At 45.3% G+C, this 26,420-nt stretch carries 27 protein-coding genes; 16 read left to right on the top strand and 11 right to left on the bottom strand.

The features are described from left to right. Positions 1-174: 174 nt before the first annotated feature. Complete coding sequence (locus ACTL4S_RS00890; RefSeq protein WP_441298556.1) at positions 175-1,110, bottom strand: LpxL/LpxP family acyltransferase; 936 nt, start codon at positions 1,108-1,110, stop codon at positions 175-177. A 107-nt stretch (positions 1,111-1,217) separates the two neighbouring features. Then, positions 1,218-3,122, bottom strand: coding sequence for an ATP-binding cassette domain-containing protein (locus ACTL4S_RS00885; RefSeq protein ID WP_138742838.1), 1,905 nt, complete (start codon positions 3,120-3,122; stop codon positions 1,218-1,220). A 33-nt stretch (positions 3,123-3,155) separates the two neighbouring features. Here ACTL4S_RS00885 and ACTL4S_RS00880 point away from each other — a divergent pair, with 33 nt between their 5' ends. The 11 genes from ACTL4S_RS00880 to ACTL4S_RS00830 all read left to right on the top strand — a co-directional run bounded on the left by ACTL4S_RS00880 (position 3,156) and on the right by ACTL4S_RS00830 (position 14,385). Further along, a complete protein-coding gene (locus tag ACTL4S_RS00880) occupies positions 3,156-3,401 on the top strand; it encodes a SlyX family protein (protein ID WP_004278477.1) in 246 nt (81 codons plus the stop codon). 366 nt (positions 3,402-3,767) lie between these two features. Further along, positions 3,768-4,772, top strand: coding sequence for a hypothetical protein (locus tag ACTL4S_RS00875; protein ID WP_005261740.1), 1,005 nt, complete (start codon positions 3,768-3,770; stop codon positions 4,770-4,772). A gap of 70 nt (positions 4,773-4,842) precedes the next feature. After that, a complete protein-coding gene (locus ACTL4S_RS00870) occupies positions 4,843-5,292 on the top strand; it encodes a hypothetical protein (RefSeq protein WP_004647398.1) in 450 nt (149 codons plus the stop codon). A 30-nt stretch (positions 5,293-5,322) separates the two neighbouring features. Next, positions 5,323-7,965, top strand: coding sequence for a type I DNA topoisomerase (topA, locus tag ACTL4S_RS00865; protein ID WP_441298555.1), 2,643 nt, complete (start codon positions 5,323-5,325; stop codon positions 7,963-7,965). Positions 7,966-8,058: 93 nt separating this feature from the next. Continuing rightward, complete coding sequence (locus tag ACTL4S_RS00860; RefSeq protein ID WP_034439084.1) at positions 8,059-8,862, top strand: NYN domain-containing protein; 804 nt, start codon at positions 8,059-8,061, stop codon at positions 8,860-8,862. A gap of 5 nt (positions 8,863-8,867) precedes the next feature. Then, a complete protein-coding gene (locus ACTL4S_RS00855) occupies positions 8,868-9,623 on the top strand; it encodes a hypothetical protein (protein ID WP_441298554.1) in 756 nt (251 codons plus the stop codon). Positions 9,624-9,688: 65 nt separating this feature from the next. Then, entirely contained in the window at positions 9,689-10,828 is a 1,140-nt protein-coding gene (locus ACTL4S_RS00850; protein WP_441298553.1) for a glycerate kinase, read from the top strand. Positions 10,829-10,980: 152 nt separating this feature from the next. Beyond that, positions 10,981-12,969: an ATP-dependent helicase gene (locus ACTL4S_RS00845; RefSeq protein ID WP_441298552.1), complete on the top strand. Its 1,989-nt coding sequence runs from the start codon at positions 10,981-10,983 to the stop codon at positions 12,967-12,969. Between the two features lie 83 nt (positions 12,970-13,052). Then, positions 13,053-13,304: an RNA recognition motif domain-containing protein gene (locus ACTL4S_RS00840; protein ID WP_005103025.1), complete on the top strand. Its 252-nt coding sequence runs from the start codon at positions 13,053-13,055 to the stop codon at positions 13,302-13,304. A 193-nt stretch (positions 13,305-13,497) separates the two neighbouring features. Next, positions 13,498-14,001, top strand: a complete 504-nt coding sequence (locus ACTL4S_RS00835) for a DUF6586 family protein (protein WP_004278463.1) — start codon at positions 13,498-13,500, stop codon at positions 13,999-14,001. Positions 14,002-14,106: 105 nt separating this feature from the next. Beyond that, on the top strand, positions 14,107-14,385 hold the full coding sequence (locus ACTL4S_RS00830; RefSeq protein WP_004278462.1) for a hypothetical protein: 279 nt from the start codon (positions 14,107-14,109) through the stop codon (positions 14,383-14,385). 257 nt (positions 14,386-14,642) lie between these two features. Here ACTL4S_RS00830 and ACTL4S_RS00825 read toward each other — a convergent pair whose 3' ends face one another. The 4 genes from ACTL4S_RS00825 to ACTL4S_RS00810 all read right to left on the bottom strand — a co-directional run bounded on the left by ACTL4S_RS00825 (position 14,643) and on the right by ACTL4S_RS00810 (position 18,512). Further along, entirely contained in the window at positions 14,643-16,358 is a 1,716-nt protein-coding gene (locus ACTL4S_RS00825; protein WP_441298551.1) for a cation:proton antiporter, read from the bottom strand. A gap of 135 nt (positions 16,359-16,493) precedes the next feature. Then, complete coding sequence (gene rpmG, locus ACTL4S_RS00820) at positions 16,494-16,649, bottom strand: 50S ribosomal protein L33 (protein ID WP_001205031.1); 156 nt, start codon at positions 16,647-16,649, stop codon at positions 16,494-16,496. Between the two features lie 12 nt (positions 16,650-16,661). Continuing rightward, positions 16,662-16,898, bottom strand: coding sequence for a 50S ribosomal protein L28 (rpmB, locus tag ACTL4S_RS00815; RefSeq protein WP_000048256.1), 237 nt, complete (start codon positions 16,896-16,898; stop codon positions 16,662-16,664). Between the two features lie 165 nt (positions 16,899-17,063). Beyond that, complete coding sequence (locus ACTL4S_RS00810) at positions 17,064-18,512, bottom strand: coniferyl aldehyde dehydrogenase (RefSeq protein WP_005261753.1); 1,449 nt, start codon at positions 18,510-18,512, stop codon at positions 17,064-17,066. Between the two features lie 115 nt (positions 18,513-18,627). On the opposite strand from ACTL4S_RS00810, the gene ACTL4S_RS00805 reads away from it, so the two are divergent. From ACTL4S_RS00805 to ACTL4S_RS00785, 5 genes are all read left to right on the top strand, one after another. Continuing rightward, complete coding sequence (locus ACTL4S_RS00805; RefSeq protein ID WP_034437998.1) at positions 18,628-19,359, top strand: TetR/AcrR family transcriptional regulator; 732 nt, start codon at positions 18,628-18,630, stop codon at positions 19,357-19,359. A 47-nt stretch (positions 19,360-19,406) separates the two neighbouring features. Then, the gene (gene purU, locus ACTL4S_RS00800; RefSeq protein WP_004647410.1) at positions 19,407-20,273 is read left to right on the top strand and encodes a formyltetrahydrofolate deformylase; all 867 of its coding nucleotides are present in this window, start codon (positions 19,407-19,409) and stop codon (positions 20,271-20,273) included. 192 nt (positions 20,274-20,465) lie between these two features. Next, positions 20,466-21,233 carry an energy transducer TonB gene (locus tag ACTL4S_RS00795; protein WP_441298550.1) on the top strand — a complete coding sequence of 256 codons (768 nt, stop codon included), beginning with the start codon at positions 20,466-20,468 and terminating at the stop codon, positions 21,231-21,233. Positions 21,234-21,258: 25 nt separating this feature from the next. Further along, entirely contained in the window at positions 21,259-21,882 is a 624-nt protein-coding gene (locus tag ACTL4S_RS00790; protein ID WP_004278435.1) for a MotA/TolQ/ExbB proton channel family protein, read from the top strand. After that, positions 21,882-22,286, top strand: a complete 405-nt coding sequence (locus ACTL4S_RS00785) for an ExbD/TolR family protein (RefSeq protein WP_004278434.1) — start codon at positions 21,882-21,884, stop codon at positions 22,284-22,286. Before ACTL4S_RS00790 ends, ACTL4S_RS00785 begins: the two co-directional genes overlap by 1 nt. A gap of 63 nt (positions 22,287-22,349) precedes the next feature. On the opposite strand, the gene msrA is transcribed toward ACTL4S_RS00785, so the two are convergent. The 5 genes from msrA to thyA all read right to left on the bottom strand — a co-directional run bounded on the left by msrA (position 22,350) and on the right by thyA (position 26,173). Further along, entirely contained in the window at positions 22,350-22,874 is a 525-nt protein-coding gene (gene msrA / locus ACTL4S_RS00780) for a peptide-methionine (S)-S-oxide reductase MsrA (RefSeq protein WP_005267491.1), read from the bottom strand. A gap of 110 nt (positions 22,875-22,984) precedes the next feature. Next, on the bottom strand, positions 22,985-23,446 hold the full coding sequence (locus ACTL4S_RS00775) for an META domain-containing protein (RefSeq protein WP_005267490.1): 462 nt from the start codon (positions 23,444-23,446) through the stop codon (positions 22,985-22,987). 102 nt (positions 23,447-23,548) lie between these two features. Continuing rightward, on the bottom strand, positions 23,549-24,598 hold the full coding sequence (locus tag ACTL4S_RS00770) for an Lnb N-terminal periplasmic domain-containing protein (RefSeq protein ID WP_224216927.1): 1,050 nt from the start codon (positions 24,596-24,598) through the stop codon (positions 23,549-23,551). 23 nt (positions 24,599-24,621) lie between these two features. Further along, positions 24,622-25,134 carry a dihydrofolate reductase gene (locus tag ACTL4S_RS00765; protein WP_005267485.1) on the bottom strand — a complete coding sequence of 171 codons (513 nt, stop codon included), beginning with the start codon at positions 25,132-25,134 and terminating at the stop codon, positions 24,622-24,624. 196 nt (positions 25,135-25,330) lie between these two features. After that, the gene (thyA, locus tag ACTL4S_RS00760; protein ID WP_004278429.1) at positions 25,331-26,173 is read right to left on the bottom strand and encodes a thymidylate synthase; all 843 of its coding nucleotides are present in this window, start codon (positions 26,171-26,173) and stop codon (positions 25,331-25,333) included. Between the last annotated feature and the right edge of the window lie 247 nt (positions 26,174-26,420).

Below are 26,420 nucleotides of genomic sequence, written 5' to 3'. Positions count from 1 at the left end.
ATCATGGATATGATGCTGAAAGGGACATCACAAAAAAGCAGAACGAATTATAATATGTGAAAGCACAACCTCATTAACCCGAGTTTTACAGGATGTAGAGCTCGGGTTAAATTATTTCAATTACTTAAACATGATTTTAAGCTATAGCCCTTCAAATTCCGTGATCAAATTGATTTAGTAAATTGATTTATAACCTTCAGGGCGAGTCTTAAAACGGCGGTGGAACCACATATATTGGGTCGGTGCAATGCGTAACTGCTGCTCGATTACCAGATTCACGCGGGTGGCATCTTCGACTTCATTTTCACCAGGAAAATTTTCCAGTGCTGGTTCAATCAGCACATGGTAGCGCGGATTATTAATATCGCCATGACGGTAGAAATATAAAGGAATTGCAGCCGCTTTGGTCATTTTTAGTAAACGACGATGTGCGGTTACAGTCGCCGCAGGCACACCAAAAAATGGTGCCATCACGCCTTGTTTTAAACCATAATCCTGATCCGGACTGTACCAGATTGCATGGCCATTTTTTAGATTGCGTACCAAGCCACGCATATCATCATGATCAATCTGGTTGGCATAAATTGTGGCACGACAACGGTAAATCAGCATGTCCAAAAGCGGATTATTCTGCGGACGATACACCACATCCGGGTCAAAATACTGTGCGCACAGGTAGCCACCTGCATCCAGCAAGGTTGAATGCGTGCCTAATAAAAGCATACCTTGGCCTGCGGCTTGTGCCTTTTGAATATGTTCCAGCCCTTCAATACTGACGCGACCCTGAAACCATTTCGGACTGTACCAGGCATTTAGCGTCTCAAACACACCCAGCATTTGATCGATAAATACCTGACGGGCATTGTCCTGTACCTGCTTTTCAGACCATTCGGGAAAGCAGACTTCCAGATTACGCAGCGTGGTTTCACGGCGTGATTTCAAGTATTTAAAAGAAAGCTGGCCCAGCAGGGACGCCAGACGATGCTGAATGGCCCAAGGTAAGATCGCCAGAATCATCAGGAAAATAATGCCCAGCCATTTGCCCCAGTATTGAGGTAACAGGAATGACCATTGAAATTCACCGGGTTGATATGCAGGCTGAGTACTCATAAAACAATATAGGGCCAAAAGATTAAGTGCAGTCTAACAGAGAAGATTATTGAAATAAAAAAGCATCTGTACGAATACAGATGCTTGAGTAAAAGCTCGGGGAATATTTAGCCGTTACTTAGGTTGTCCAGTTCTTCCCAGCGCTCTAATTTTTCCAGTAACAGCTCATCAATTTCAGATAAACGGTTAGAAAGTTTTAGTGCTTTATCGGAATCAGTCACAAATAAAGAACCATCAGCCAGTTGTGCATTGATCTCGGCCTGCTCTTTTTCCAGCGCTTCCATCTCAGCAGGAAGTTGCTCGAGTGCGCGCTGGTCCTTGTAGCTAAGCTTAACTTTTTTGGCAGCGACCGGCGCAGTCTCGGCTTCTGCTTTGGCCATGGCTTTTTTCACAGCACTTTTTTGATCAACCACGGTTTGATCCGGACGCTGTTCCAGATAATCCTGATACCCACCGACATATTCGTCAATATTACCCTTACCATCAAAGACCCAAGTGGATGTCACCACGTTGTCCATAAAGGCACGGTCATGCGAGATCAACAGCAGAGTGCCTTTGTAGCCACCAAGCATTTCTTCCAGTAACTCTAAAGTCACCATGTCCAGGTCGTTGGTTGGCTCATCCATCACAATCAGGTTCGATGGTTTCAGCAACAGTTTCGCTAGCAGGATACGATTGCGTTCACCACCAGACAAAGCTTTGACTGGGGTACGTGCACGCTCCGGTGAGAACAGGAAGTCTTGCAGATAGCTATAGATATGACGACGGTTGCCATTCACATCGACATGGTCAGAACCTTCTGATACGTTATCTTTGACTGATTTTTCCAGATCCAGTGCATTACGGAGCTGGTCAAAATAGGCCACTTCTAACTGCGTGCCGGTCTTTACCGTACCGCCATGTTCTAGCTCACCCAGAATGGCTTTAATCAGCGTAGTTTTACCGACACCGTTATCACCGACCAGACCGATACGGTCGCCGCGTAATACCAGTGCAGAGAAATTATTGATGATCGGTGCATTGTCACCGAATTTCACACTCAGGTTCTCGATTTCAAACACCAGTTTGCCGGAACGGTTGGCATCCTGAGTCGCCATCGTCACTTTACCTTGTTGCGAACGACGTGCTCTAGATTCTTCACGCAATGCTTTCAGGGCACGGACACGGCCTTCGTTGCGGGTACGACGGGCTTTAATCCCTTGACGGATCCAGACTTCTTCTTCAGCCAGCTTTTTATCGAAGAGCGCATTTTGCTTTTCTTCAGCTTCCATTTGCTGGGCTTTCAGGTCTAGATAACGTGAATAGTTACCTTCATAACTACGCAGTTGACCACGATCCAGCTCAACAATACGGGTGGCAATGCTGTCGACAAAGGCACGGTCATGCGAAATGAACAGCAGGGTCAAATTGTTTTGATCGAGCAGGAATTTTTCCAGCCATTCGATACTTTCAACATCTAAATGGTTCGTCGGTTCGTCGAGTAACAGCACATCAGGTTGGGTAAGTAAAGCACGTGCCAGCAAGACACGACGCTTACGACCACCAGATAAATCGGCAAGATCTGCATCCGGGTCCAGGCCCATTTTGCTTAAAATCGAATTGACTTTGGTTTCCAGCGCCCAGCCATCCAGCTGATCCATTTTGTGTTGCAGGTTGCCCATACGATCACAGGCGTCCATGTCACCGAGTACACAGGCTTCACTGGCAGCATGATAAGCACGCAAAACTTCCGATGCTTCACCGGCACCATCTGCCACGATATCAGCCACTTTACCTGAATCCATCGGTACATCTTGCGCCAGCATGGAAATAGTAATGCCGTTTTGTAATGAAACTTCGCCGTTGTCAGGCAGTAAACTTCCTTCAATCAGCTTAAGTAAGGTAGACTTACCCTCACCATTACGGCCAATCAAACACACTCGTTCGCCGCGTTCCAAGTTAAAATTCGCGCCGTCGAGCAGGGCGGGTCCACCAAACGCAAGTTGGACATCCCTAAGGGTAATATAGGCCATAATGTTTCCTGAAATCCCCAATGAGGACTTTAAATGACTAAACAACAAAATCTAAATGATCAGGCGTCATTTTCCGCACCCATTGAAGATTTGCAAGTGCGAATTGCATTTTTAGACGATTTAGTTGAACAATTGAATGATCAGGTGGCTAAACAGACCCTGGAAATTGCTGATCTGAAAAAGCAAATGACGCTGTTATATCAACGTGTTGAGTCTTCAGATCTGTCTGAAGGCATTGCAGAATTTGATCCGGTTGCAGATCGCCCACCGCATTATTAATTTGCAACCAATGATTTAATCAATAATGATCCTTAGCTGATCTAAGGGTTTTTTATTGAAAAATAAAAATGAGCCAATCAATAAGATGTTAAAAGAGAAGTATTTTTGTTTTGAATGGGCTTTTAAATTGCATTAAATCCGCATATAAAAGTAATAAAGCGCAGCGTGATGATCAAGTGCAAAAGAATTTTCCTGTTGAAAACAAACATTCGTGCTTGCAAACAGATTTCTTGCCGGCATTTCATAAAATGCAGTTTGGCCCTCTGCCGAAACAGGCCTGCACCCATTCAGCCGTAAAATTATTTGACCTTTCACTCACTTCCTACTCTAATACGGGCTCTCAGGTACATTCCGGAATTGCGTCCCATGCACCCAAAAGTTGTTCTACTCGACCTCGAAAATAATTTCCCCACAGCCAAGTTAATGCGTGAGATTGTGGCGCATTATTCGACTTTATATCTGTTTAGCTGTGCCGGAAAATTTGAATTCTCCTTAGAGGATTTAACCGAGCTTGCCGGCTGGATTAGCAGTGGTCAGGTGGTGGTACTGGACACGCCTGAATCGCCACAAAAAGAATATGAATATGCGGTCATTGTCGGTCAGCTTATGGCGCTACTGGAGCCGGAAACCGAGGTTGAATTGATCTCGGCGATGGACAGCTGCGAGATGTTGCAGCAGATGCTGCAAGCTTCTGATATTCCGTGTCACCTAATTCAGATTCAGCCTGATGAGACAAACATTCCAACCGATCAACCTAAAAATCATCTTCCGAGTCTGGATACCATCAAGAACAAACCTGCCTTGCAACTGGTGAAAAAATACTGTGATGCGTTAGGGAAAATGAGCGGCAAACCGAATACGGTGGAAACCCTAAAAAACTCAGTGGCGAATATTCTGCAAGTGATGCCGGTAAAAGCTCAGCATGTGGTCGGCATGTTGATTAACCTGAAAATCGTCAAACGCTATGATGAGCAAATCAGCTTCCGCAAAAAAGTTTTGAAACAATGGCTGCAACTCAATCTGGATGAACAAAGCCCGGTTGAAAATCCAAAACTGGATCAGGTCATTTCCCAACTGAAGGCAGAAGAAGCTCCAGTTGAATCTGAAATACTCAAGTCACCAATCCAGTCGGCACAGCAAGACCTGTTCAAGAACTTTGGCCGGATCGATCCGGTACAACTGGAAGTGGCGCGTAAACTGCGTGAATTGCAGGGCGATAAACCCAAAGACATTTATGAGCTGCGTGATTTACTGGAACAGTTATTTCCAAAATCGGACATCCGCTTGCTGCTGAAGGAGTTGATCGAGAAAGGTTATATTTACTGGAATGGTCACGAAATTTTATATAGTCATGAAATGTTCCTGAATTAATTTTATCGTGCAAACTTGCGTTTTATATTGTGCTTATGCAACTCTAATAATAGAACATAAAGGTTGAACTATGGAAAACACTGGAATCTGGGTGACGGTGGTCATCATCATTTTCGTCATAGGGTCGATTTTCGGGTTGCGCGTGAGCCCCCGAGAAAAAGCCTTGGGCCTGATGCGTGACAAAGCCCGTAAAATGGGTTTGCATCCACGTCTGGTGGTGGCACCGGACTGGACCAAAATCCCGAAGGCGACTGAAAGTCGTGCCAGTATGGTCGCGTACTACAGTGTGCTGATGCCAGATGCGCGTTTGCCCTTGATGCGCGCCCGTGTTGTCGATAATAAACTCGAAATCGTGCAGGGTGATGAGAAATTTAAAGATTTTCCCATTGCATTAAAAGGCATTTATGCTATTGATATGCAGGCCAACTGTGTCGGCATGTACTGGGATGAAGAAGCTGATTTAAGAGCGACCCAACTCGACGACATCAAAGCGCTGTTACACGCTTTGGCTGAACTTTAATTTAGAAATAAACAGGATTAACGGTTAATTATGGCGAACGCTCCTCGGTCCACATCAAAAAGCAGCACAGCGAAGTCTCCCGACGCTGGAAGCAAGCGTGCCCTAGTGATTGTGGAGTCGCCTGCAAAAGCGAAAACAATCAATAAGTACCTTGGTCCGAACTACATCGTAAAATCATCAGTGGGTCATGTGCGTGACTTGCCGACAGGCGGTTCTGCAAAATCGACAGAGAAAAAACCGGCGACACGTACCAAACTGACGGATGCAGAAAAAGCTGAAAAATCACAGAATGCGTTGATTAACCGCATGGGTGTCGATCCGGAACATGACTGGAAAGCCAAATACGAAGTCCTTCCTGGCAAAGAACATGTGGTTGCCGAACTGAAAAAACTGGCATCGCAAGTCGATGAAGTCTATCTGGCAACGGATATGGACAGGGAAGGAGAGGCGATTGCCTGGCATTTAAAAGAAGTCATCGGTGGTGATGATTCGCGTTATCAGCGTGTGGTCTTCAACGAAATTACCAAAAGCGCGATTCAGGATGCCTTTAAGCATCCGTCACGTCTGGATACCAATAAAGTCAATGCCCAGCAGGCACGCCGTTTCCTGGATCGTGTCGTGGGCTTTATGATTTCGCCATTGCTTTGGGAAAAGATTGCGCGTGGTCTGTCAGCCGGTCGTGTACAGTCGGTTGCGGTGAAGCTAGTGGTCGAGCGTGAACGTGAAATTCGTGCCTTCATTCCTGAAGAATACTGGCAGGTGTTTGCCGATACCAAATCGAAAAAAGATGATATTCGTCTCGAGGCGGTCAAGCAAAATGGCAAGACGCTCAAGCTACGCAATAAAGCCGAAACTGATGCCTTATTAAACCTGATCAAAGATGCTGATTATACGGTTTCTGCACGTGAAGATAAGCCAACCAAGGTTAATCCAAGTGCGCCGTATATCACGTCAACGCTACAACAGGCAGCCAGTACCCGTCTCGGTTTTTCTGTGAAGAAAACCATGATGCTGGCGCAGCGCCTGTATGAAGCCGGTTTCATTACCTATATGCGTACCGACTCGACCTTCTTGAGTGATGACGCGGTAAGCATGGTGCGTGGCCATATCGAATCGGAGTTTGGCGAGAAATATTTGCCTGCCAAGCCGAACCGTTATGGCAATAAAGCCGGTGCGCAAGAAGCGCATGAAGCCATTCGTCCATCTATGGTTGGCTTAAAAGGCGACAGCCTAGTGGGTGTTGAGCGTGATGCACAGCGCCTCTATGACTTGATCTGGCGCCAGTTTGTTGCCTGTCAGATGACTCCGGCAGAATATTTGTCTTCTACCATTTTAGTGGATGCCAATGGCGTGGAACTGAAAGCTAAAGGCCGTACCTTGGTCTTTGATGGCTTTACTCGCGTGCGTGGTGCCAATAAAGCCGATGACGATATTTTATTGCCTGCGGTCAAAGTCGGTGAAGTGCTTAAACTTGAGAAACTTGATCCATCTCAACATTTCACCAAGCCACCGGCACGTTTTACCGAAGCCTCACTGGTCAAAGAACTGGAGAAAAAAGGCATTGGCCGTCCATCGACCTATGCTGCAATCATCTCGACCATTCAGGATCGTGGTTATGTGAAACTGGATAACCGTCGTCTCTATGCCGAGAAGATGGGCGAAATCGTCACCGATCGTCTGAATGAAAATTTTAGTAATCTGATGAACTATGCCTTTACCGCAGATCTTGAAGGTCAGCTGGATAAGGTAGCAGATGGTGAGCGTAACTGGAAAGAGCTATTAGACAGCTTCTATGGCGATTTTAAACAACGTTTGACTACAGCGCAGGGTGAAAACGGAATGCGCCGTAATCAGCCTGTAGAAGTGGATGCGGTACACTGTAAAGAATGTGACCGTCCGATGCAGATCCGTACCGGAACCACAGGTGTATTCTTGGGTTGTTCAGGCTATAACTTGCCGTCGAAAGAGCGTTGTAAGGGAACCTTGAACCTGACACCAGTTGAGTCTCTGGCTGCATTGTCTGATGATGAGGCTGCGGAAACTGCTGACCTGATGTCGAAGAAGCGTTGTCCGATCTGTGAAACTGCCATGGACAGCTATGTGATTGATGGCGGTCGTAAACTGCATATCTGTGGGAATAACCCGGACTGTAGTGGTTTTGAACTTGAAGAAGGCGAGTTCAAAATTAAAGGCTATGATGGTCCAAGTATTCCATGCGACAAGTGTGATGGTGAAATGCAGCTGAAGACGGGTCGTTTTGGTCCGTATTTTGCCTGTACCAGTTGTGACAATACCCGTAAAGTCTTAAAGAGCGGTCAGCCTGCGCCTCCACGGGTGGATCCGATCAAGATGGAGCATTTACGTTCTGCCAAGCATGATGATTTCTTTGTACTGCGTGATGGTGCAGCCGGTTTATTCCTGGCGGCAAGCAAGTTCCCGAAAGTGCGTGAAACCCGTGCACCGAAAGTTGCCGAGATTCGTTCTGTTGCCGATCAGCTTGATCCAAAGTATCAGTTTATCTTGCAGGCACCCGATGTAGACCCGGAAGGGAATCCGACTCTGGTAAAATTTAGCCGTAAGAACCAGTCACAATATATTGGTTCGGAAACTGCAGAAGGCAAGCAAACCAAATGGTCTCTGGTTTATCAGGACGGAAAATGGGTTGAAGCCTAAACTCTAAGATTCAAAAAAATGCTGACGAAAGTCGGCATTTTTTATGTCAGAATCATGTATATAAAAAATTAAAAATAATATCTTGGGGTGGATGTGGATATTCAGACAAAAAAGTTCGCTGTATTAATCGATGCGGATAATTCTTCTATCAACGCGATTTCATCGGTATTGGAGGAAGTTGCGAAATATGGAATTGCCAGTGTCAAACGTGTGTATGGGGACTGGAGCAGCGAAACTTTAAAGAAATGGCGAGATGTACTCCTTCCTCATGCCATCACTCCGGTACAACAATTCGCTTATACCAAGGGTAAAGATGCGACGGATATGATCCTGATCATTGATGCTATGGATTTACTTTATGCAGGTGCATTAGATGGATTTTGTATCGTATCCAGCGATAGCGATTTCACGCCCTTAGCTTCACGTATTCGTGAAAATGGTCTAACAGTGTATGGCTTTGGCAAAAAAGCTACGCCTGAAGCATTTAAGAAAGCCTGTGACAAGTTCATTTATATCGAAAACTTACTTGTAGATAGTGAAATTAAAAATAATGAGGATGGTGAAGAAACAGGATCAATAGATAAAAAAGTTTCGGAGATTATCAAGACTAATGGACAAAAAACTATATCTGCGCAAAAGGAAATTCAGTTACCTGAAGGGATGGATCGAGCTACGCTTAACTTAATTTATAAAGCTGTAAAAGATAATGCCGATGATAATGGATGGGCGAATTTAGGGATGGTCGGGCAGTATATCAGTGCAGTAAAGCCTGATTTTGACTCTCGTAACTATGGTAGAGCCAAATTGTCAGGATTAATAAAAACTTTAAATTTATTTGAAACAAAAATAGAAATGAGTCAGATGTATTTAAGAAAAATGAAAAAGCAGAGTGTGTAATCGATATGTGGAAAAAGATTCGGATTCTGATTTTATTAATCATCTTATTGATTGTCGCGGTCAATGCCTATCGTGATCAAAACCAGAACTGGTCAAAGCCGATTATTGTGTTGCTGCATCCGATTAATGCCGATGGATTACCGACCACACAGCAATATATCCAGCAACTGTCAGCTCAGGACCTGAATGGAGCACGGGAATATCTGGAAAAAGCAGCTCAGCAGTATCGTGGACAGCCGACTTATTTTTATTTTAATTTAGGCCGTGAGCTTCAAGTTCTACCACCCAAAGTCCCTGAGCAAGACTCGCTCATCGATACAGTTTTATGGAGTTTAAAATTCCGGTTCTATGCTTGGAAACAGCGACAGAGTTCAGACCCTTCAGCTAATGTGACTTTATTTTTAAATTACTATGATCCTGTGCAGACCAAGCAATTGAAACATTCCACTGCCTTGCAAAAAGGCCGGATTGGTTCGATAAATCTATTTGCATCCAAACAACAAACTGAACAGAATAAAATTGTATTGGTGCATGAATTGCTGCATGCCTTTGACGCTTCGGATAAATATGATTTAGCGACAGGTCAACCGATTTATCCGCTGGGTTATGCATTTCCAGATCAGCAACCCTTATTTCCGCAAACCAAGGCGGAGCTGATGGCAGGACATATTCCACTGTCTCAAACCACCAGTAAAATGCCAGAATCTTTAAATCAAACCTTGATTAATGAGATAACTGCAATTGAACTGGGCTGGAAATAAAGACTTGTGGATAGTACTGGATTTATCCACAATTTAGACTTCATTTGTGGATAAAAGATTACATCATGCCGCTCACCTTTGTACTTGCTCCTGACTCATTTAAAGAAAGCATGTCTGCTGCGCAGGCTTGTCAGGCCATGCAACGCGGTATTCAGAACGTCATTCCGGATGCCCATATCATTCATGTGCCAATGGCTGATGGCGGTGAAGGCACGGTCGATGCATTGATTTCAAGTTTAAAGGGGCAAAGTATTGCATGTGAAGTGACCGGACCACTGCCTGAGCAACGTATTCAGACCTATTGGGGTTTGGTTGATCCAGGTCAAACTGCCGTGATTGAAATGGCCGAGGCCAATGGCATTCATTTATTGAAGCCTTCACAGCGTAATCCGATGCTCACTTCAACTTATGGCACAGGAGAAATGATCAAACAGGCATTGGACTTGAGTGTGAAAAAAATCATCATTGGGCTGGGTGGGAGTGTTACCAATGATGGTGGTGCCGGCATGGCACAGGCACTGGGTGTGCGGTTTCTAAATCATGCGGGTGAATTAATTCAGGTCCGTGGTGGGAACTTAGATCAGGTCAAATCAATAGATTTATCTGGACTGGATCCACGTTTAGCAGATACTGAAATAATTGTTGCATCGGATGTCAACAATCCGCTGTGTGGACCAAATGGTGCCTCTTATATCTTTGGCCCACAGAAAGGTGCAACGCCTGAAATGGTCAATCAGCTGGATCAAAATCTCGGTCATTTTGCCGATGTGGTTGCTCGGCAGATTGGCCGTGATCATCGTCATGTTGCAGGGGCGGGTGCTGCCGGCGGACTGGGTTTTGGTTTAATGGCATTCACTGCTGCTTCCATTCGATCGGGTGTGGAGCTGATGATTGAACAGGTTCAACTCAGCGAGAAGATAGCTCAGGCAGATTATGTCCTGACCGGTGAAGGTAAAATTGACAGTCAAACGTCTTTGGGCAAAACCCCTTTTGGGGTGGCACAGCTCGCCAAGCAATTTAATAAACCGGTGATTGCTTTTGCTGGTCTAGTCGGTGAAGGGATTGAGGATTTGTTTGAGTCAGGATTTAGCCAGATTGTTGGGATTAATCCGCCAGATTGTCCTTTAGAGGAAGCCTTAAATAATGCAGAAATGAACTTGGAGAAAGCTGTCGTTGAGATAGTTAAAAATCTTTTGACAGAGTGAAAGTATTTCTCTCTCCTGTAATCCAGCACGCCCTGTCGTTAGCTAATATCAAATCAGGAAATAAAATTGGAGACAGTTTCAGGACAACTGAAAAGCCATAATTCTGGAAGCGATCTGTTAAACTACATACATCCACAAAATGATGAGTGAAAATGAGTTTAGCCACCCTGATTGATGAATTAAACCCCCAACAAAAGCAAGCAGCGACCACAGAAGCAAAACACAGTTTGGTGCTGGCCGGGGCAGGTTGTGGCAAAACCAAGACTATCGTGGCACGCGCAGCTTACTTGATTGAGCAGGGTGTGCCTGCCAACCAGATTCAAATTCTGACCTTTACCCGCCGTGCAGCCAGTGAAATTGTGGCGCGTGTCGAACTTGCACTGGGTGAACAAGCCAAGGGACTGCGGGCCTCGACCTTTCATACCTTCTGTATGTATCTGCTGCGCCGTATTCCGAAAGCTTTTGGTCTGGAACAGTTTTCGATTATTGATCGTGATGATCAGTTGATGATGTTTCGTTTGATTCGCGGCCGTGATGACAAGAAAAATCCCAATCATCTGCCGAAGCCTCAGGAATTATGTGATTTGTATTCTTTTGCAAGGAATACCCGGCAAAAGCTCAGTCTGTCGCTGGAAAAACAGATGCCGGAATATCTGGCCTTAAAGGACCAGATTGCCGAAATTATGAAAGAATATGAAGCACGTAAGCAAGCGCGAAGTTTTCTGGATTATGACGATATTCTGGCGGTAGTAGCTACGGCGCTGGCACAGTCCGAAGGTCTGGTCGACTATGTCGCTTCAATCTGTCGGCATATGCTGGTCGATGAAATGCAGGATACCAATCCATTGCAATGGGCTTTGCTGGAGCCACTGAAAGACCGGATCAGCCTGTTCTGTGTCGGTGATGATGCGCAGTCGATTTATGGCTTTCGTGGTGCAGACTTTGAAAATATTCACCATTTCAAAGAACGTGTGCCAGATGCGCAGATTTTTAAATTAGAAAAAAACTACCGCTCGACCCAGGAAATTCTGGATCTGTCCAACTGGCTGCTCGATCAGTCTGAAATCAAATATGACAAACGTCTGGAAGCGTATCGCGGAGAAGGTGTAAAGCCGCGCATGCATATTTTCCCGAATGAGTTTGATGAAGCCAAATGGATCGCGATTGATATTAAAGAGCGTCATTATCTGCAAGGTAGTAAGTGGGGCGAGCATATGGTGCTGGTTCGTTCCAGTTTTGCCGCACGGCATATTGAGGCAGCCTGTATCGCGGCTAATGTGCCGTATCGCTTTATTGGTGGCATGAAGCTGCTGGAAACGGCGCATGTCAAAGATTTGCTCAGCATGCTGCGCGTAGTCGCCAATCCGCTGGATGATATCGCCTGGATGCGTTTCTTGACCCTGTGGAATGGTGTTGGTGATGTGGGTGCCAGTAAGCTATCGCAGCAGTTATTGGCTGAACCGGAAATGGAAGCTATTGCAGATAATTTGGAAAAATTTGGCAAGATACCATTAGAAACCATTCTGATCATGCAGCAGATGAGTGTGCTCAAAGGCGAAGTGCAAGCCTGTGTCGGTCTTGCGATTCAGGCGATTGAATCGCAGTTGGCGGAAAACTATAAAAAGGATTGGCCACGTCGCCAGAGTGATTTTGAACTGGTCAAACAGCTGGCCTCCAAGCATTCGCAGCTGAGTGAGTTTTTAGAGGAATATGTACTGGATCCGGTGTCAATCTCGGAAATTGAACGCCAGTCGGACCATGATGTGGTGACCTTGATTACCATTCACTCGGCCAAAGGCACCGAACAAAATGTTTGTTATGTGGCCAATGTCACGCCAGGCAATTACCCGCATGCACGTGCTCAGGGTGACTTTGATGATGTCGAAGAAGAACGTCGTGTGCTATATGTGGCGTTGACCCGGGCAAAAAATGAATTGATTCTGACCAAACAGAACCTGAATCATTGGGCGCGGGAAACGGTCGATGAGCAGGGGCGTAAAGTCGAAAGCTATTTCCTGAATGATCTCACCCGGCATTTATGCACCACGGAAACCCATTACAAAACCCGGCAGCAAACTGTAAAAAGTGCCTTGATTGAACGCAAGTCGATTAATTTAGATTTTGGGATTGATCTCGATTAAACTATAGCAAAGTTGTTTCATGCAAAAAGTAGAGTAGGCGCGTGCTTTTTGATATTTTTTGCCTATCTTCTTAAGGTTGTAAGATGAAAATTTTAGTTCGTAATTTAGAACGTACGGTCACAGAAGCCGAATTACTGAAACTGTTCCAGGAATATGGCACAGTGGAGACCTGTACTTTGGTGCTTGATGCAGCAACAGGCAAATCAAAAGGTTTTGCTTTTGTAGAAATGCCACATGGCCGTGAAGCAGTCAAAGCCATTAAAGGCCTGAATACTTTACGCCTGCACGGACATGGGATCCGCGTGAAAGCCACAGAAGATAAGCCTCAGGCTTAAACTCAAAAAAGGAGCACTTGATAGGCTCCTTTTTTATGGCTGAAATTTATTATCGCTGTACTTAATTAGTGAGCTCAATGCTCTGAATTTCAGTGCTGGATGGATTCAGTCTAAACATCTTTTGATTGCGAAATGCAGGCGAACCTTTTACTTTATAAAAGCCAAAATTTGTTTTAAACCTTAGGAAATCTCGATGACCCGTGTTGCTCGCTATCATGCGGACCGTACCAATCAAAAACTGTATTTCGCCCGTCTATCCTGCCAGCAAGCAGAGCAAACTGAACATGTACAACAGGCTCAGGCACAACGTGAAGCAACTGTGTTTCATTTGCATGGTGCTTTGTTAGCATTTTTACAGGAACTGGTGCGTTACTATCGCCTGAATGATCCTCATCCGACGCTAAAATCGATCGAAGAACTGATGGCGGCCAAAGGCCAGATTTCGCCGGAAGTGGCGGTGCTGCAACATTTATCCAAGAGCGGTTTCATTGCTGAACTGAAACGTGCTTACCGTCTGTGCCAGTATGCGCCCGAACCAAGTACCCCAGAACCTGAAGACGAAACCTCCTCAAATCTCATCATTAAAGTCACACAGTCTCCACAAGCATGGTTACCTGATACTGCTATATTGAGAGAGTGGCATCGTGACCTGACCCAATTAATTGATGGTTTTCGTAATGAGATGATTGAATTTTAATCGGATCGGCTGTACTTGAAAATGCAATTTTTAACCCTATATCAATTACTCTAATGATGCAAAGTGCACCCGGTGCTTTGCCACCATGTTGAACATGGAGGATATATGTCTATAGAACAGTTGAAAGATTTATTTGGTAATCAAGACGCGATTTTAGAACTCGTTCAACTTGAAGGTGGCGCGTTGGCTCTACGCAATGCAGGCTCACATAAACAGCCTTTGGTAATGATTCAATTTAATGATGAGGTGAAAGCTCTACTTGGAGAGCAGACGCCCGTGATTGCGCAACAGATGATTCAGGCAGCACTCTATGGTTTGCTGGAACAGCAGGTCAATGAGTGGCAGGCTGAAGTTGTGGATGAAGAACCAAAGTATATGAGTTAATCGTTGAAATTTATTTAGAAAGCACACTATCGGTGTGCTTTTTGAGTTTTATAGGTTATTAAATTAGGCAGATTTTAAGTACCATAAAAACGTTCATTTGAAATGAAGATGAAAAATCAGTATTTTAAAATTTAAGTCGTGAGCAGTCTGAAGCCAGTGTGTTAATAAAATCTTTGGCTCAGAGATATATTGATGTCCATAAAAAAAGTTGCCAGATCCGGCAACTTTTTTATTTGGCGTTTATTCAAAGAAAAACTTTAATGAGAAGGCGTATGCTGATGCGCGATCTCAATCTGGTTCAAAATATGATTGCTCATATTTTTTGCCATTTCTTCTTTGGCATAATAAACCGCACCGACATTATCCCGACGAATGGCTTCAGCTTCTTCCTTGCTTTCCGCACAGACCAGTACCTGAATTTGTGGATTCAAGGTCTTGGCAATATCGACGATTTTATGAATATCGATGATATCCATAGGGGAGATGACCAGTAAGCGCGCATGCTGAATATGTGCCTGAATCAGGACCCCGGCTTCAGTGGCTGCACCAGAAACCGCAGCAATGCCTTTTTCTCGTAGGTTTTCGACGATGTCACGGTTTTCTTCGGCAATGACCACCTTGATGTTTTCTTCCATCAATGAGCGGGTAATGCGACGCCCGACCTCACCATGACCAATAATGACCACCTGATCGCGCAGGTAATCCTGTGAGACTTCATCGGGTAACATCGCCAGAGGGTCACCACTGCGCTCCAGTAAGCGGGCCAGGGTCGAGCGTTCCCGAATCCATTTCTGTACCGGCTCAATCGCGGAAAAGATAAAGGAGTTAAGCGTAATCGAAATCAAGGCACCTGCCAGAATCAGGTTTTGACCTTCCAGCGAAAGCAGGTTGAGCGAAACACCGAGTGCAGCCAAAATAAAGGAGAACTCACCAATCTGTGCCAGAGAAGCACCGACGGTCAAAGCGGTATTGATCGGATAACGGAAGAACAGCACCAGTGCCATCGCGGCAATAGTTTTACCAATCATGATAATCCCGACCACGGCCAGTACATGTAAAGGCTGTTCCAGCAGGATGCGCGGATCAAACAGCATGCCGACGGAGACAAAGAATAAAATCGAGAAAATTTCACGCAGTGGCAAGGTTTCTTTTTCGGCACGATGACTGAAATCAGATTCTTTCACCACCATCCCGGCAAAGAAAGCACCCAGTGCCATCGACACGCCAAAGATCTTATAGGCACCAAAGGCAATCGAGACGGCAGCAGCCACCACTGTTAAGGTAAACAGCTCACGTGAACCCAGACGTGCCACCACCTGTATGATCATCGGAATCAAGCGTTTACCAATAATCAGCATGAAGGCAATAAAGCCTGCGACTTTGAGCAGGGTAATCCCTAAGGTAAGCCAGATATTCTCATCGCTTGCGCCTTCCAGCGCCTGCCCACCTAAAAGTACCGCAGTGGCAGGTAACAGTACCAGCGCCAAGACCATAACCAGATCTTCGACCAGCAACCAGCCAACAGCAATCCGGCCATTGATCGAATCGAGCAGGCCACGATCACCAAGGGCTTTGAGTAGAACCACGGTACTGGCACAGGACAGGCTTAGGCCGAAGACCAGCGCTGAACCAAAGCTCCAGCCCCACAGCATCGAAACTCCGACTCCGAGCAAGGTGGCAACTGCAATCTGTAAAATCGCACCAGGCAGGGCAATCCGGCGTACCTGCATCAGATCGTTTAGGGAAAAATGCATTCCGACGCCAAACATCAGGAACATGACGCCTAATTCTGCCAACTGGTTGGCCAGATGAATATCACCGACCACACCGGGCGTGTGGGGACTAATCAGAATGCCGGCAATAAGATAGCCGATCAGAGGGGGGAGACGTAGCCGTGCAGCGAGATAGCCAAAGACCAAAGCTAAGCCAAAACCAACAGCCAGTAATATAATGAGCTCTACGTCATGTGGCACTAAATACTCCTTTAGCTAGGTTTGTTGGGAAATAAGCACAAAAAGTGCCAAAACATGCAGAAAGTTTATCAATCTGGATAAAAAAAGTGCAAAAAAAAACGACCCGCAAAGGTCGTTTTTTTAAAGAAACTAAAATTATTTGATTTTAGCTTCTTTGAAGATTACGTGTTGACGGATTTTTGGATCAAATTTTTTGATTTCCATTTTTTCCGGCATAGTACGTTTGTTCTTAGTCGTGGTATAGAAATAACCTGTACCAGCTGAAGAAACTAAGCGAATTTTATCACGCATGGTTCAGACTCCTTAGATCTTTTGACCTTGAGCACGTAGGTCAGCAACAACCTTTTCAATGCCCAATTTGTCGATAATACGCATACCTTTAGTGGTTAAACGAAGACGTACAAAACGTTTTTCGCTTTCTAACCAGAAACGGTGGTGGTGCAGGTTCGGCTCGAACCGGCGCTTAGTTTTGTTGTTGGCGTGTGAGACGTTGTTACCAACGACTGGACGCTTGCCGGTAACTTGGCAAACCTTAGACATGGTGTAACTCCATTGATTTAGCCAACAGCAAATCTGTATGGCCAGTCAAAAATAAACGGATTGAAATCATTCAAGGGGCGTTTTATATCAAAAATGCGCTTAAAAGACAAGCGATTTTCGTCAAAACGCGGCACGAACTATATCGATAGCTCATGCCTTGATCATTTAGCGGAGAAGTGTCTTCGAAATCAGCTTGTGAATCGGTTTATTGAACGGTGGCAGAATGTATTTCAAGCTATACAGCTTTGGATTCGACATTACTGAGCGTTCATGCGACAAACTGAAGAAGCCTTCTGGGCCATGATATTTACCCATACCTGATGCACCGACACCCCCAAATGGTAGATCGTCCTGCGCAACATGGGTCAGTACCGTATTTTGCCCGAAATGCCCTGAATGGGTACGCTGTGCGACATAATCGGCACGCGCCTGATCAAAGTCGAAGTAGTATAAAGCAAGTGGGCGTGGACGGCTATTAATAAAGTCGATGACATCGTCAATTTGATCATATTCCATGATCGGTAACAGCGGGCCAAAGATTTCATGCTGCATGATCTGCATCATCGGGGTGACATTGGTCACGATGGTCGGTGCAATCTTGCGCAGATCAGCCGAGTTTTCACTGCGTGGATTAATTTCAATAACTTGCGCACCCTGTTCGCGAGCATCATCCAGATAACCTTGCAGACGGTTATATTGTTTGTCATTGATAATCGAGGTGTAATCCTGATTATGGGTGATATCCGGATACATGCTTTCGACACAGGCTTTAAAATGGTCAATAAACTCAGCCGTCTTGCCACGAGGCAGGAACATATAATCTGGCGCTACACAGGTCTGACCGGCATTCCAGAGTTTGCCCACCGCAATCCGCTGCGCAACATCACGTAGATCAATTGATGGATGCACCAGTACCGGCGATTTACCGCCTAGTTCCAGAATCACCGGAACCAGATTTTCGGCAGCGGCTGCCATGACGGTTTTACCGACCGCAGTTGAGCCGGTGAAAATCAGTTTATCGAAAGGCAAACGACAGAAAGCATCTGAAATCACACCGCCACCATTCACTACAGCGACCAATTCTTTAGGGAAGGCTTCAGCCAGGGCTTTTTCCAGAACTTCACCAAAAGCAGCGGATGCACTGGAAATTTTGATCATGGCATGGTTGCCGGCCGCCAGTGCGCAAATCAAAGGGCCAATCGACAATAACAGCGGATAGTTCCAAGGTGCGATAATTCCGACTACGCCTAAAGGCTGATATTGCACCCAGGCTTTGGCCGGCTGATGAATAATGCCGACATGACGCTTGGAAGGTTTCATCCATCGGGTCAGGTTTTTGCTGTAATATTTGATATGTTCCAGACAGGTGAGCAGTTCACCAATCTTGGTTTCCCCAATGGAACGGTTACCATAGTCCTGATTAATTGCATCAGCAAATTGATCTTGATACTTAACTAAGATACGCTTAAGTCGAGCTAAACGATCGATACGTTCCTTTGCAGTCGGCAGAGGGTAGTGTAAGTAAGCGTGTTTTTGTTGCGCCAAGACTTCATTCAGATATTGGCTATCAAAAAAATGTGGTGTCATTGATGTTGTTTTTGTGTGACTGTTCATGCCGCACTACCATTATTCAAAAATCGATTAATTAATTTTTAGAGCAAATACTCTAATTAGTCAAGTGACTTTGTGTGTTAGCCTGCTAATGCATGAACTGAATGGTTATTTTAGGATGTCCCAAACCAAAACCTTAAAAACTAAAGAGCGTATCTTGCAGCTCAGTTTGCAGCTGTTTAACGAGCGTGGCGAACGATCGGTAACCACCAATCACATTGCGGCTGAACTCGGCATGAGCCCGGGTAACCTGTATTATCATTTCCGCAATAAAAATGAAATTATTAAAGAATTGATGGAACAGTACCAGCATCAGACCCTGGAAATGCTGGCGCTGCCGGATGACCGTGCACTGGATGCCAATGATAAGGTGCATTATTTTCAGGTGCTGAGTAGCCAGTTATGGGCTTACCGTTTCCTGCATCGTGATGTGTATCATCTGGTAGAAAATAACGAAGATTTTCGCAAGATGTATCCACGCTTTGCCGGACAGGTGATGCAGCAGGGCCAGAAAATTTATAAAGGCTTTGTTAATGCAGGCCTGATGGACATGACCGATTCAGAAATTGAAGCCCTGATCATTAACCTGTGGATTGTACTGACCAACTGGACCAACTTCCTGTATATGTCAGGTCATTTAACCGATTCCAATACGCTGGAAGAAAAATGGGTCTGGCAGGCACTCCGTCAAATGGTATTCCTGGAAGGGGCGTATTTACGTGGTGAAAGTCGTCAAACCTATGAAGGTTTATTGAGTAGTTTGGGCTCTTCGGAACTTTTTGCCAGCCTGTCGTCATCTAAAGATTCTGAATCTGAACAAACTATTCAGAATATCCAAGAAACGCGCTAGAATACTCGGCTTATTTTTAATTTAACTGATTAGTGACTTAAACCAACATGAATATGACGACTGCTAACACCGCACGTTTATTGATTACTTGTGAAGACAAGCCGGGCATCGTGCAGGCTGTTTCGAGCTTCTTGTATCATCAAGGTGCCAACATTACTGCGCTTGACCAATATGCGACAGCAGCGCAGGGCGGACGTTACTTCATGCGCGTTGAATTTGAATTAGATAATCTTCAAAGTCGTAAAGAAAGTATTATCCAGACTTTTGCAGCGAATGTGGCAGAACGCTATGGCATGCAATGGCGTCTGGCTCTGGTCAGTGATGTGAAAAAAGTCGGTATTCTGGTGTCTAAAGTCGATCATGCCTTGCTTGAGCTGTTATGGCGTCATGCGCGTGGTGGTCTGCCTTGTGAAATTACCAAAGTAGTATCGAATCACGAGACTTTACGCGAAGCAGTTGAAAATTTTGGCATTCCATTCGAAGTTGTGCCGGTGACCAAAGACAACAAACCTGAAGCTTATGCAGAAATCGACCAGTTGATGCAGGGCAATGACTTACTGGTGCTGGCGCGTTATATGCAGATTCTGGATGAAGAATTTGTCAGCAAGTGGGAAATGAAAGTGATCAACATTCACCATTCTTTCCTGCCGGCTTTTGTAGGTGCCAATCCGTACAAACAGGCCTATGAAAAAGGCGTGAAGCTGATCGGTGCAACTGCGCACTATGTGACTGCTGATCTGGATCAAGGTCCGATTATTGAGCAGGATGTGGAGCGCGTGAACCATGACTTTACTGTTGAGCAGTTACGTGAACTCGGTCAGGACGTAGAACGTAATGTATTGGCCCGTGCGGTAAAATGGCATTTGGAAGACCGTATTATTGTCGATGGCAACAAGACTGTCGTGTTCCAATAAGACTTGCATTGAGTTTTAAAAAGGCATACTTTTAGTGTGCCTTTTTTGTTTTGATGCAAAAAAAGTCAGTCAAAGGTAGGATTAGCGGTTGCAAATGAAAACACTTCTCATTTATTATTGGCATACTTTAATTGTGCTAACCGATGAGCTTGATAGTTTGTTCCACATCATCTCCTCAAGGTAATAGATTTAATGAGTCAAGTTGCTGCGCCCCAAATGCCTACACCGCCGAATCAGATGAAAAAGAAAGTCATCTCTATCGTGGCGGCTGTACTGGTTGGGCATGTGGGTGTGTTATATGCGATCAGCCAGATGAAAGCACCTGAGCTGACACCCATTGATAAGCAACCCTTAAAAGTGCGCTTTGTGAAACTCCAGGAAGCGCCAAAACCTTTACCGCCAAAACCGAAGGCCGAGCCACAAAAAGAGCCGCCTAAGCCTAAAGAAGTCAAAATTGTCGATAAACCGCTGCCACCACCACCGAAAAAAGTAGAAAAAATCGAGCAGGTGAAAAAGGCTGAAGCACCAAAAGTAGTCAAAGCACCACCAGTTGAAGCAAAACCAACTCCAAGTCCGGTCGTGCCGACAGTGGTCACTGAAACTAAAGTTAAACCGGCACCTGCTCCGGTCGCGCCACCTGCGCCTGTGGCACCGCCAGCACCTGCTGCGCCGCCATCTCCGAAAAGTGTATTAATTGGTGGGGGCGTGTCTTGGCAGCGTTCACCAAAAGTCTCACTCTCTGCAGGTGAATTAAAATCAGCCTGTTCACTGGTAGTAGACGTTTCAGCGAATGAGCAGGGTAAAGTGGTCTCTGCGACTGCACGAAATTCAAGTTGTAGCCCGGCAGTAACGCGCAAAGTAGAAGCCGCGGTACGTCGTGCACAACTCACTAAATATGTTGAAAATGGTGTGGCTTATCCAACCCGCGTGGAACAGCCTTTCGATTTTCAGGTTAAATAACGGCTCACCCATTAGGAGTTCGAATATGAACTTTTCAGTTTATTGGCAACACGCTGATGCAGTCAGTAAAACACTGTATTTCGTGTTATTGGCAATGTCGATTGCGACATGGACCATTTTTGTGCTGCGTTTGATGGGCACTCGCCAACTGAAACAGATTGCCTATGCTCAGTTATCTAAAGCATTGGAACAACTGAAAACCAAACTGGCTCCTTTGGGCTTTGAACAGCGTAAGGCAGTGGCAGAACAGGCGCTGTTACGCCAGATTTCAGCAGAAAAAGCCAATGCCGAAAAAGGTGTATCAGTTCTGGGTACTATCGCATCGATCTCTCCATTTGTCGGTTTGTTCGGTACGGTATGGGGTATCTTTCATGCGCTGGTTGCGGTTGGTAAAAGTGGTCAGGCTGGTCTGGCACAAGTGGCAACCCCAGTCGGTGAAGCATTGATTATGACTGGCTTAGGTCTAGCAGTCGCGATTCCTGCGGTACTGGCTTATAACATCTGTGTACGTGCTAATCGTGGCTTGGCTCATGAGTTACAGGATCAGGCACACGGTCTGTTAATTGATACCATGCTGCAACAGGAATCTGCTGCAAAAAAGCCTGATGAAAAAGTAACACAACAGAGTTTCGTGGGAGGTCAAGCTTAATGGCTTTTCAACTGGGTGAAGACAACGATGTAGGCATGAATGAGATGAACCTCATTCCCCTCATCGACATTATGTTGGTATTGATGATCATCTTTCTGGTGACAGCGACCGTTGCGAACCCATCAATTCCATTAACCTTGCCACAAACCACTGCGGAGATTATCGATCTGCCGCCTGAGAATGTCACGATCAGCATCAATGCCGAAGGTGACATTGCCTGGAATGGCGATGTACTGACGCTGGAACAGCTTGAAACCCGTTTTAATGAAGCGGGCCAAGCTGAACGTCAGCCGACCATTGTGTTGAAAGCGGATAAAGAATCACGTTATGACTCGGTGGCGCAAGTCATGTCGCGTGCGAGTGGAGCCGGACTCAGCGATATTGCTTTTGCAACCGATAACTAAGATTCTGAGAGTAAAAAAGCGACTGATTGCAGTCGCTTTTTTTATGCCCATTTTTCGTGAATCTTAATGGGTTTTTAATAGGGTCGTAAATTTGCTGCGTAATTTATTCAATTTTGGCGGAATGGCAAAATTGCAATAGCCCTGGGTCGGGTTCTTGGCAAAGAAGTTTTGATGATAGTCTTCCGCCGGATAGAAAGTTGGAGCAGGGCTTAGTTCAGTCACCACATTGATGCCATCGGCTTTCAGAGCATCGATTGCCTGCTGCGCCTGTTGCTGCTGTTCATCATTCAGATAATAAATCACAGAACGGTACTGGGTGCCGACATCATTGCCCTGACGGTTTAATGTGGTTGGATCATGGGTCGCAAAAAATACATCAAGCAACTGGGTATAGTTAACCTGGTTTTCATCGAAATCGATCAGAATGACTTCGGCATGGCCGGTATTGCCTCCGCAGACATCATCATAGTTTGGCTCAGTCGTATGACCACCTGCATAACCGCTGACGACCTGCTGAACCCCTTGGATCTGTAAAAATACGGCTTCAGTACACCAAAAGCATCCCCCACCGAAAAGTGCCTGTTGCATGGTTGATTCCTCATTCAATTAAATAACTCAATTGGGCTGATGGTTAAATTCCAGCTCATCAGTATGAAAGATAAAAAAGCCTGTCCATACAGGCTTTTTGTAGGGATGTATTAACGCGGCTGAGCAGCACTTTCTAGCTGGATCAAGAGATTCCCATGGCGATCCAGTAATTTTAAGGTTTTAGCAAATACCTGATAATGCGTCACTTTGGCTAAAGCTTCATTAAATTTCTGATCAAGCTGATCGTTGTTCATACAGGCCATACGGGTAGTGGCCATCTGGCTCAGGGTCAGCGTATCTTTCGCTGCTGTGTAGCTGCCCATAATCCGGTTACAGCTATCTGAACCTGAAACGCGCTGGGTACTGGCATCAAATTGCAGACTCGGAACATTGCGTGCGGTTGGCGCAGTCTTGATTTCAGTATTGCCAATCTGGGTCGCAATCCAGGTACGATTTTGCAAAAGTTGTAAATGATTCGCGGTTTGTGTCGTGGCTGTATTAGGCACAGTTTCGCAGCCCATGACCGTTAAAACCGAGCCTAAAATCGCGATTGCAGTTAATTTTTTTAGCATGAGAGATACTCTGATCATTGACTAGCTATTTGTATATAAACAAAAAAATGATCAAGGTTCCAGTTGATTTTGTATCTTTATTGAAGTGGATTTGCTACACAGTTATCGCATGTCTGGTTTCGGTAGACCTTGTCGCATGAGTCTTGAATAGTCCTGACTGGAGAGATTAGCGGTCTGTTCTACCCGTGGATTGACATGCGCGCGTTGATACCAGGTGCGCATATCCCAAGACTGTTCCAGTACTTTCAGGTCATAGAGATAATTTGGTAAATAGCCGGAGGCCAGCAACCGGTAATCTGAGGGTAGCTGTTGTTGCGATACCGCCTGAACCATATCAAAGACCAGTGTGGTGCAATTACTGGTCAGGGTATTGTACCATTTTGGCTTTTGTGCCAGTTCATCGGCCTGACGCAGATATTCCTTGAATAGCGCTTTAGCCTGAGCTTGCGGCATCTTTACCGGGAAAAAATAGACCTGTTCACCACGGACATTGCTGCGGGTATAAACAATATCCTTTTCGTCTGATGCAACCAGACTCAGTTCATATTTTCGGAAAAAGCCACCAATTGCTGAAAATTCTTCATTCTTTTCCTTGCGGATTTCAATCGAGAAGGTGAGTGGCTTTTGATTGGCAAAATCGAAGCTGACCAAGGTATGGGCAATTTTAGGCCCCATCCAGTAGGAAGTAATGATGTTCACGCCAGTAATCTGATTCAGGTCAAAACTACGGCTTTCCCAGCGTTCGATATAGCGACCATCGGCCTGCCAGTCAAAGTTGCGGATATTGTACAAAGTGACCTGATCGCCTTGCTGCTCATAATGCAGAAGCTGGGCAACTTCAGGATTCCATTCCCGATCCTGACGCGCTTCCAGACTAAAATATCCGAGCAGACAAAACAAAAAGGCTAGAAGATAAAGAACGCTATCGACTTGGCGGGAGATCAGATGCCGGGTGAAATAAATCCCGAGAACGACCAGTGCAAAGGTCAGCCAGAGTCCAATCAGCATCAAGCTGCCGATTTTTCCAATAGGTTGATGCACCCAAAGCATCAGGCTGAGCCACAAACTCGACAGAATGACGAATAAAGTAAACAGACTGCCCAGCAGCCACAGACTCCAGTGCCTGGAAATATATTCGCGTCCCTGCATCATCACTTTTTCATGAGAAATAGGTTTTATTTTCTGTAGGTTGCGAACTCAAAAGCAATGCCGGTTTTGTCGTCGATATGTTGCTCGGCGGCGACCTTTTTAAATTCCGCTGGAATCTCTGGATAATAGGCATCGCCCTGTACATCCAGTTCGACATGGGTCAGTTCCAGACGGTCTGTAATATTCATGGTCTGTTTAAAGATTTCACCGCCACCAATGATGAAAATGGTTTCGGGTTTTTCTGAAGCCTTCACATCTGTCAGGGCCTGACTCAACGCATCTTCAATGCTATAAGCGACTTTGGTGCCTGCAAATGCCCAGTCTGGATCACGGGTAATCACCCAGTTCACCCGTTTAGGCAGAGTACGTCCCATTGATTCTAGTGTCTTGCGACCCATCACCACCACACCACCTTGGGTGATTTCCTTGAAGTGCTTCAGATCGGCAGAGATATGCCAAGGTAGATCATTGCCCTTGCCGATACAACGCTGCTGATCCATGGCGACGACGTGTACAACTTCTAAATCTTGAAATGACATGTATTGATCCTTCTCATCAAACCCAAAGCCCTTCGTGTAATTTTTTACTGGTACGAAGGAGAGGTTAACAATTTATATTGATTGCCTTCATGCTTTAGGGCTAGGAATATATTTTGAAAGGAGGTGGCGATTCACGCGTGGTAAAAAACCTCTTCCTAGCCCTCTCCTAGGAGGGGGAACTTTATAATAAAGAAAATTAAACAGCGACAGGGGCTTTAATTCCTGGATGAGATTCATAACCGACAATTTCGATATCTTCAAATTTGAAATCGAACAGGTCTTTAATCTCGGGATTTAGTTTTAATTGACAAAGGCCGAGTGGCTCACGGCTGAGCTGTAATTGTGCCTGTTCAAAATGATTGCTGTACAAGTGGGTATCGCCACCAGTCCAGACAAAGTCACCAACCTCCAGATCACAGACTTGCGCGATCATATGCGTTAATAAAGCATAGCTGGCAATATTAAATGGCACACCTAAAAAAACATCGGCACTGCGCTGGTACAACTGGCAAGACAATTTGCCATTGTGTACAAAGAACTGGAACAGGGTATGGCAAGGGGGTAAGGCGACCTGACCTGCTTCATTCGGGTTCCAGCCAGATACAATCAGACGGCGCGAATTTGGATTGGTTTTAATTTCATTGATCAACCATTTGATCTGGTCAAAACCGTCCTGATTATAACTATTGTCTGCATTTTTGCTGGCACCAAAATTACGCCATTGGTGACCATATACTGGGCCTAATTCGCCTTCAGGACGGCCAAAACGCGCAGTTTGTTCTGCGGTCGCCCATTCATCCCAAATCGAGACTTTATTGTCTTTTAAATACTGAACATTGGTATCGCCTTTCAGGAACCACAACAGTTCGATCACGATAGAGCGGAAATGAACTTTTTTGGTGGTCAGTAAAGGAAAACCTTGGGAAAGATCAAAGCGCATCTGATGACCAAATACCGAACGTGTACCTGTACCGGTACGGTCGCCTTTATCGCCGCCGTTGTCGAGGATATGTTGTAATAGGTCAAGATATTGGCGCATAGGTCTCTCTTAAAAATTTGTTTAAATTACCTTTTTTTTCAGCAGAAAAAGTTTATCTCGGATAAATCCACTTTCTGTCGAGCTGGGTAAATTGAATTGAATGCATCATAACATTTTTTTCTAATATTTCTGATATTGCATCTTCTGCAAAAAAGATCGGCAAGCACCAAATCAAAAAAAAATACCCAGTGCGGGTGCTTGTTGTAGAAAAGGTTTAAGCGGTTTTATGGCCAGTATGGACGGTATG

The sequence above is a fragment of the Acinetobacter lwoffii genome (genome assembly GCF_052078135.1).
GTDB lineage: Bacteria > Pseudomonadota > Gammaproteobacteria > Pseudomonadales > Moraxellaceae > Acinetobacter > Acinetobacter lwoffii_Z.
The sequence above is the reverse complement of the archived record's forward strand: the minus strand, read 5'-3'. Positions and strand labels throughout refer to the sequence as shown.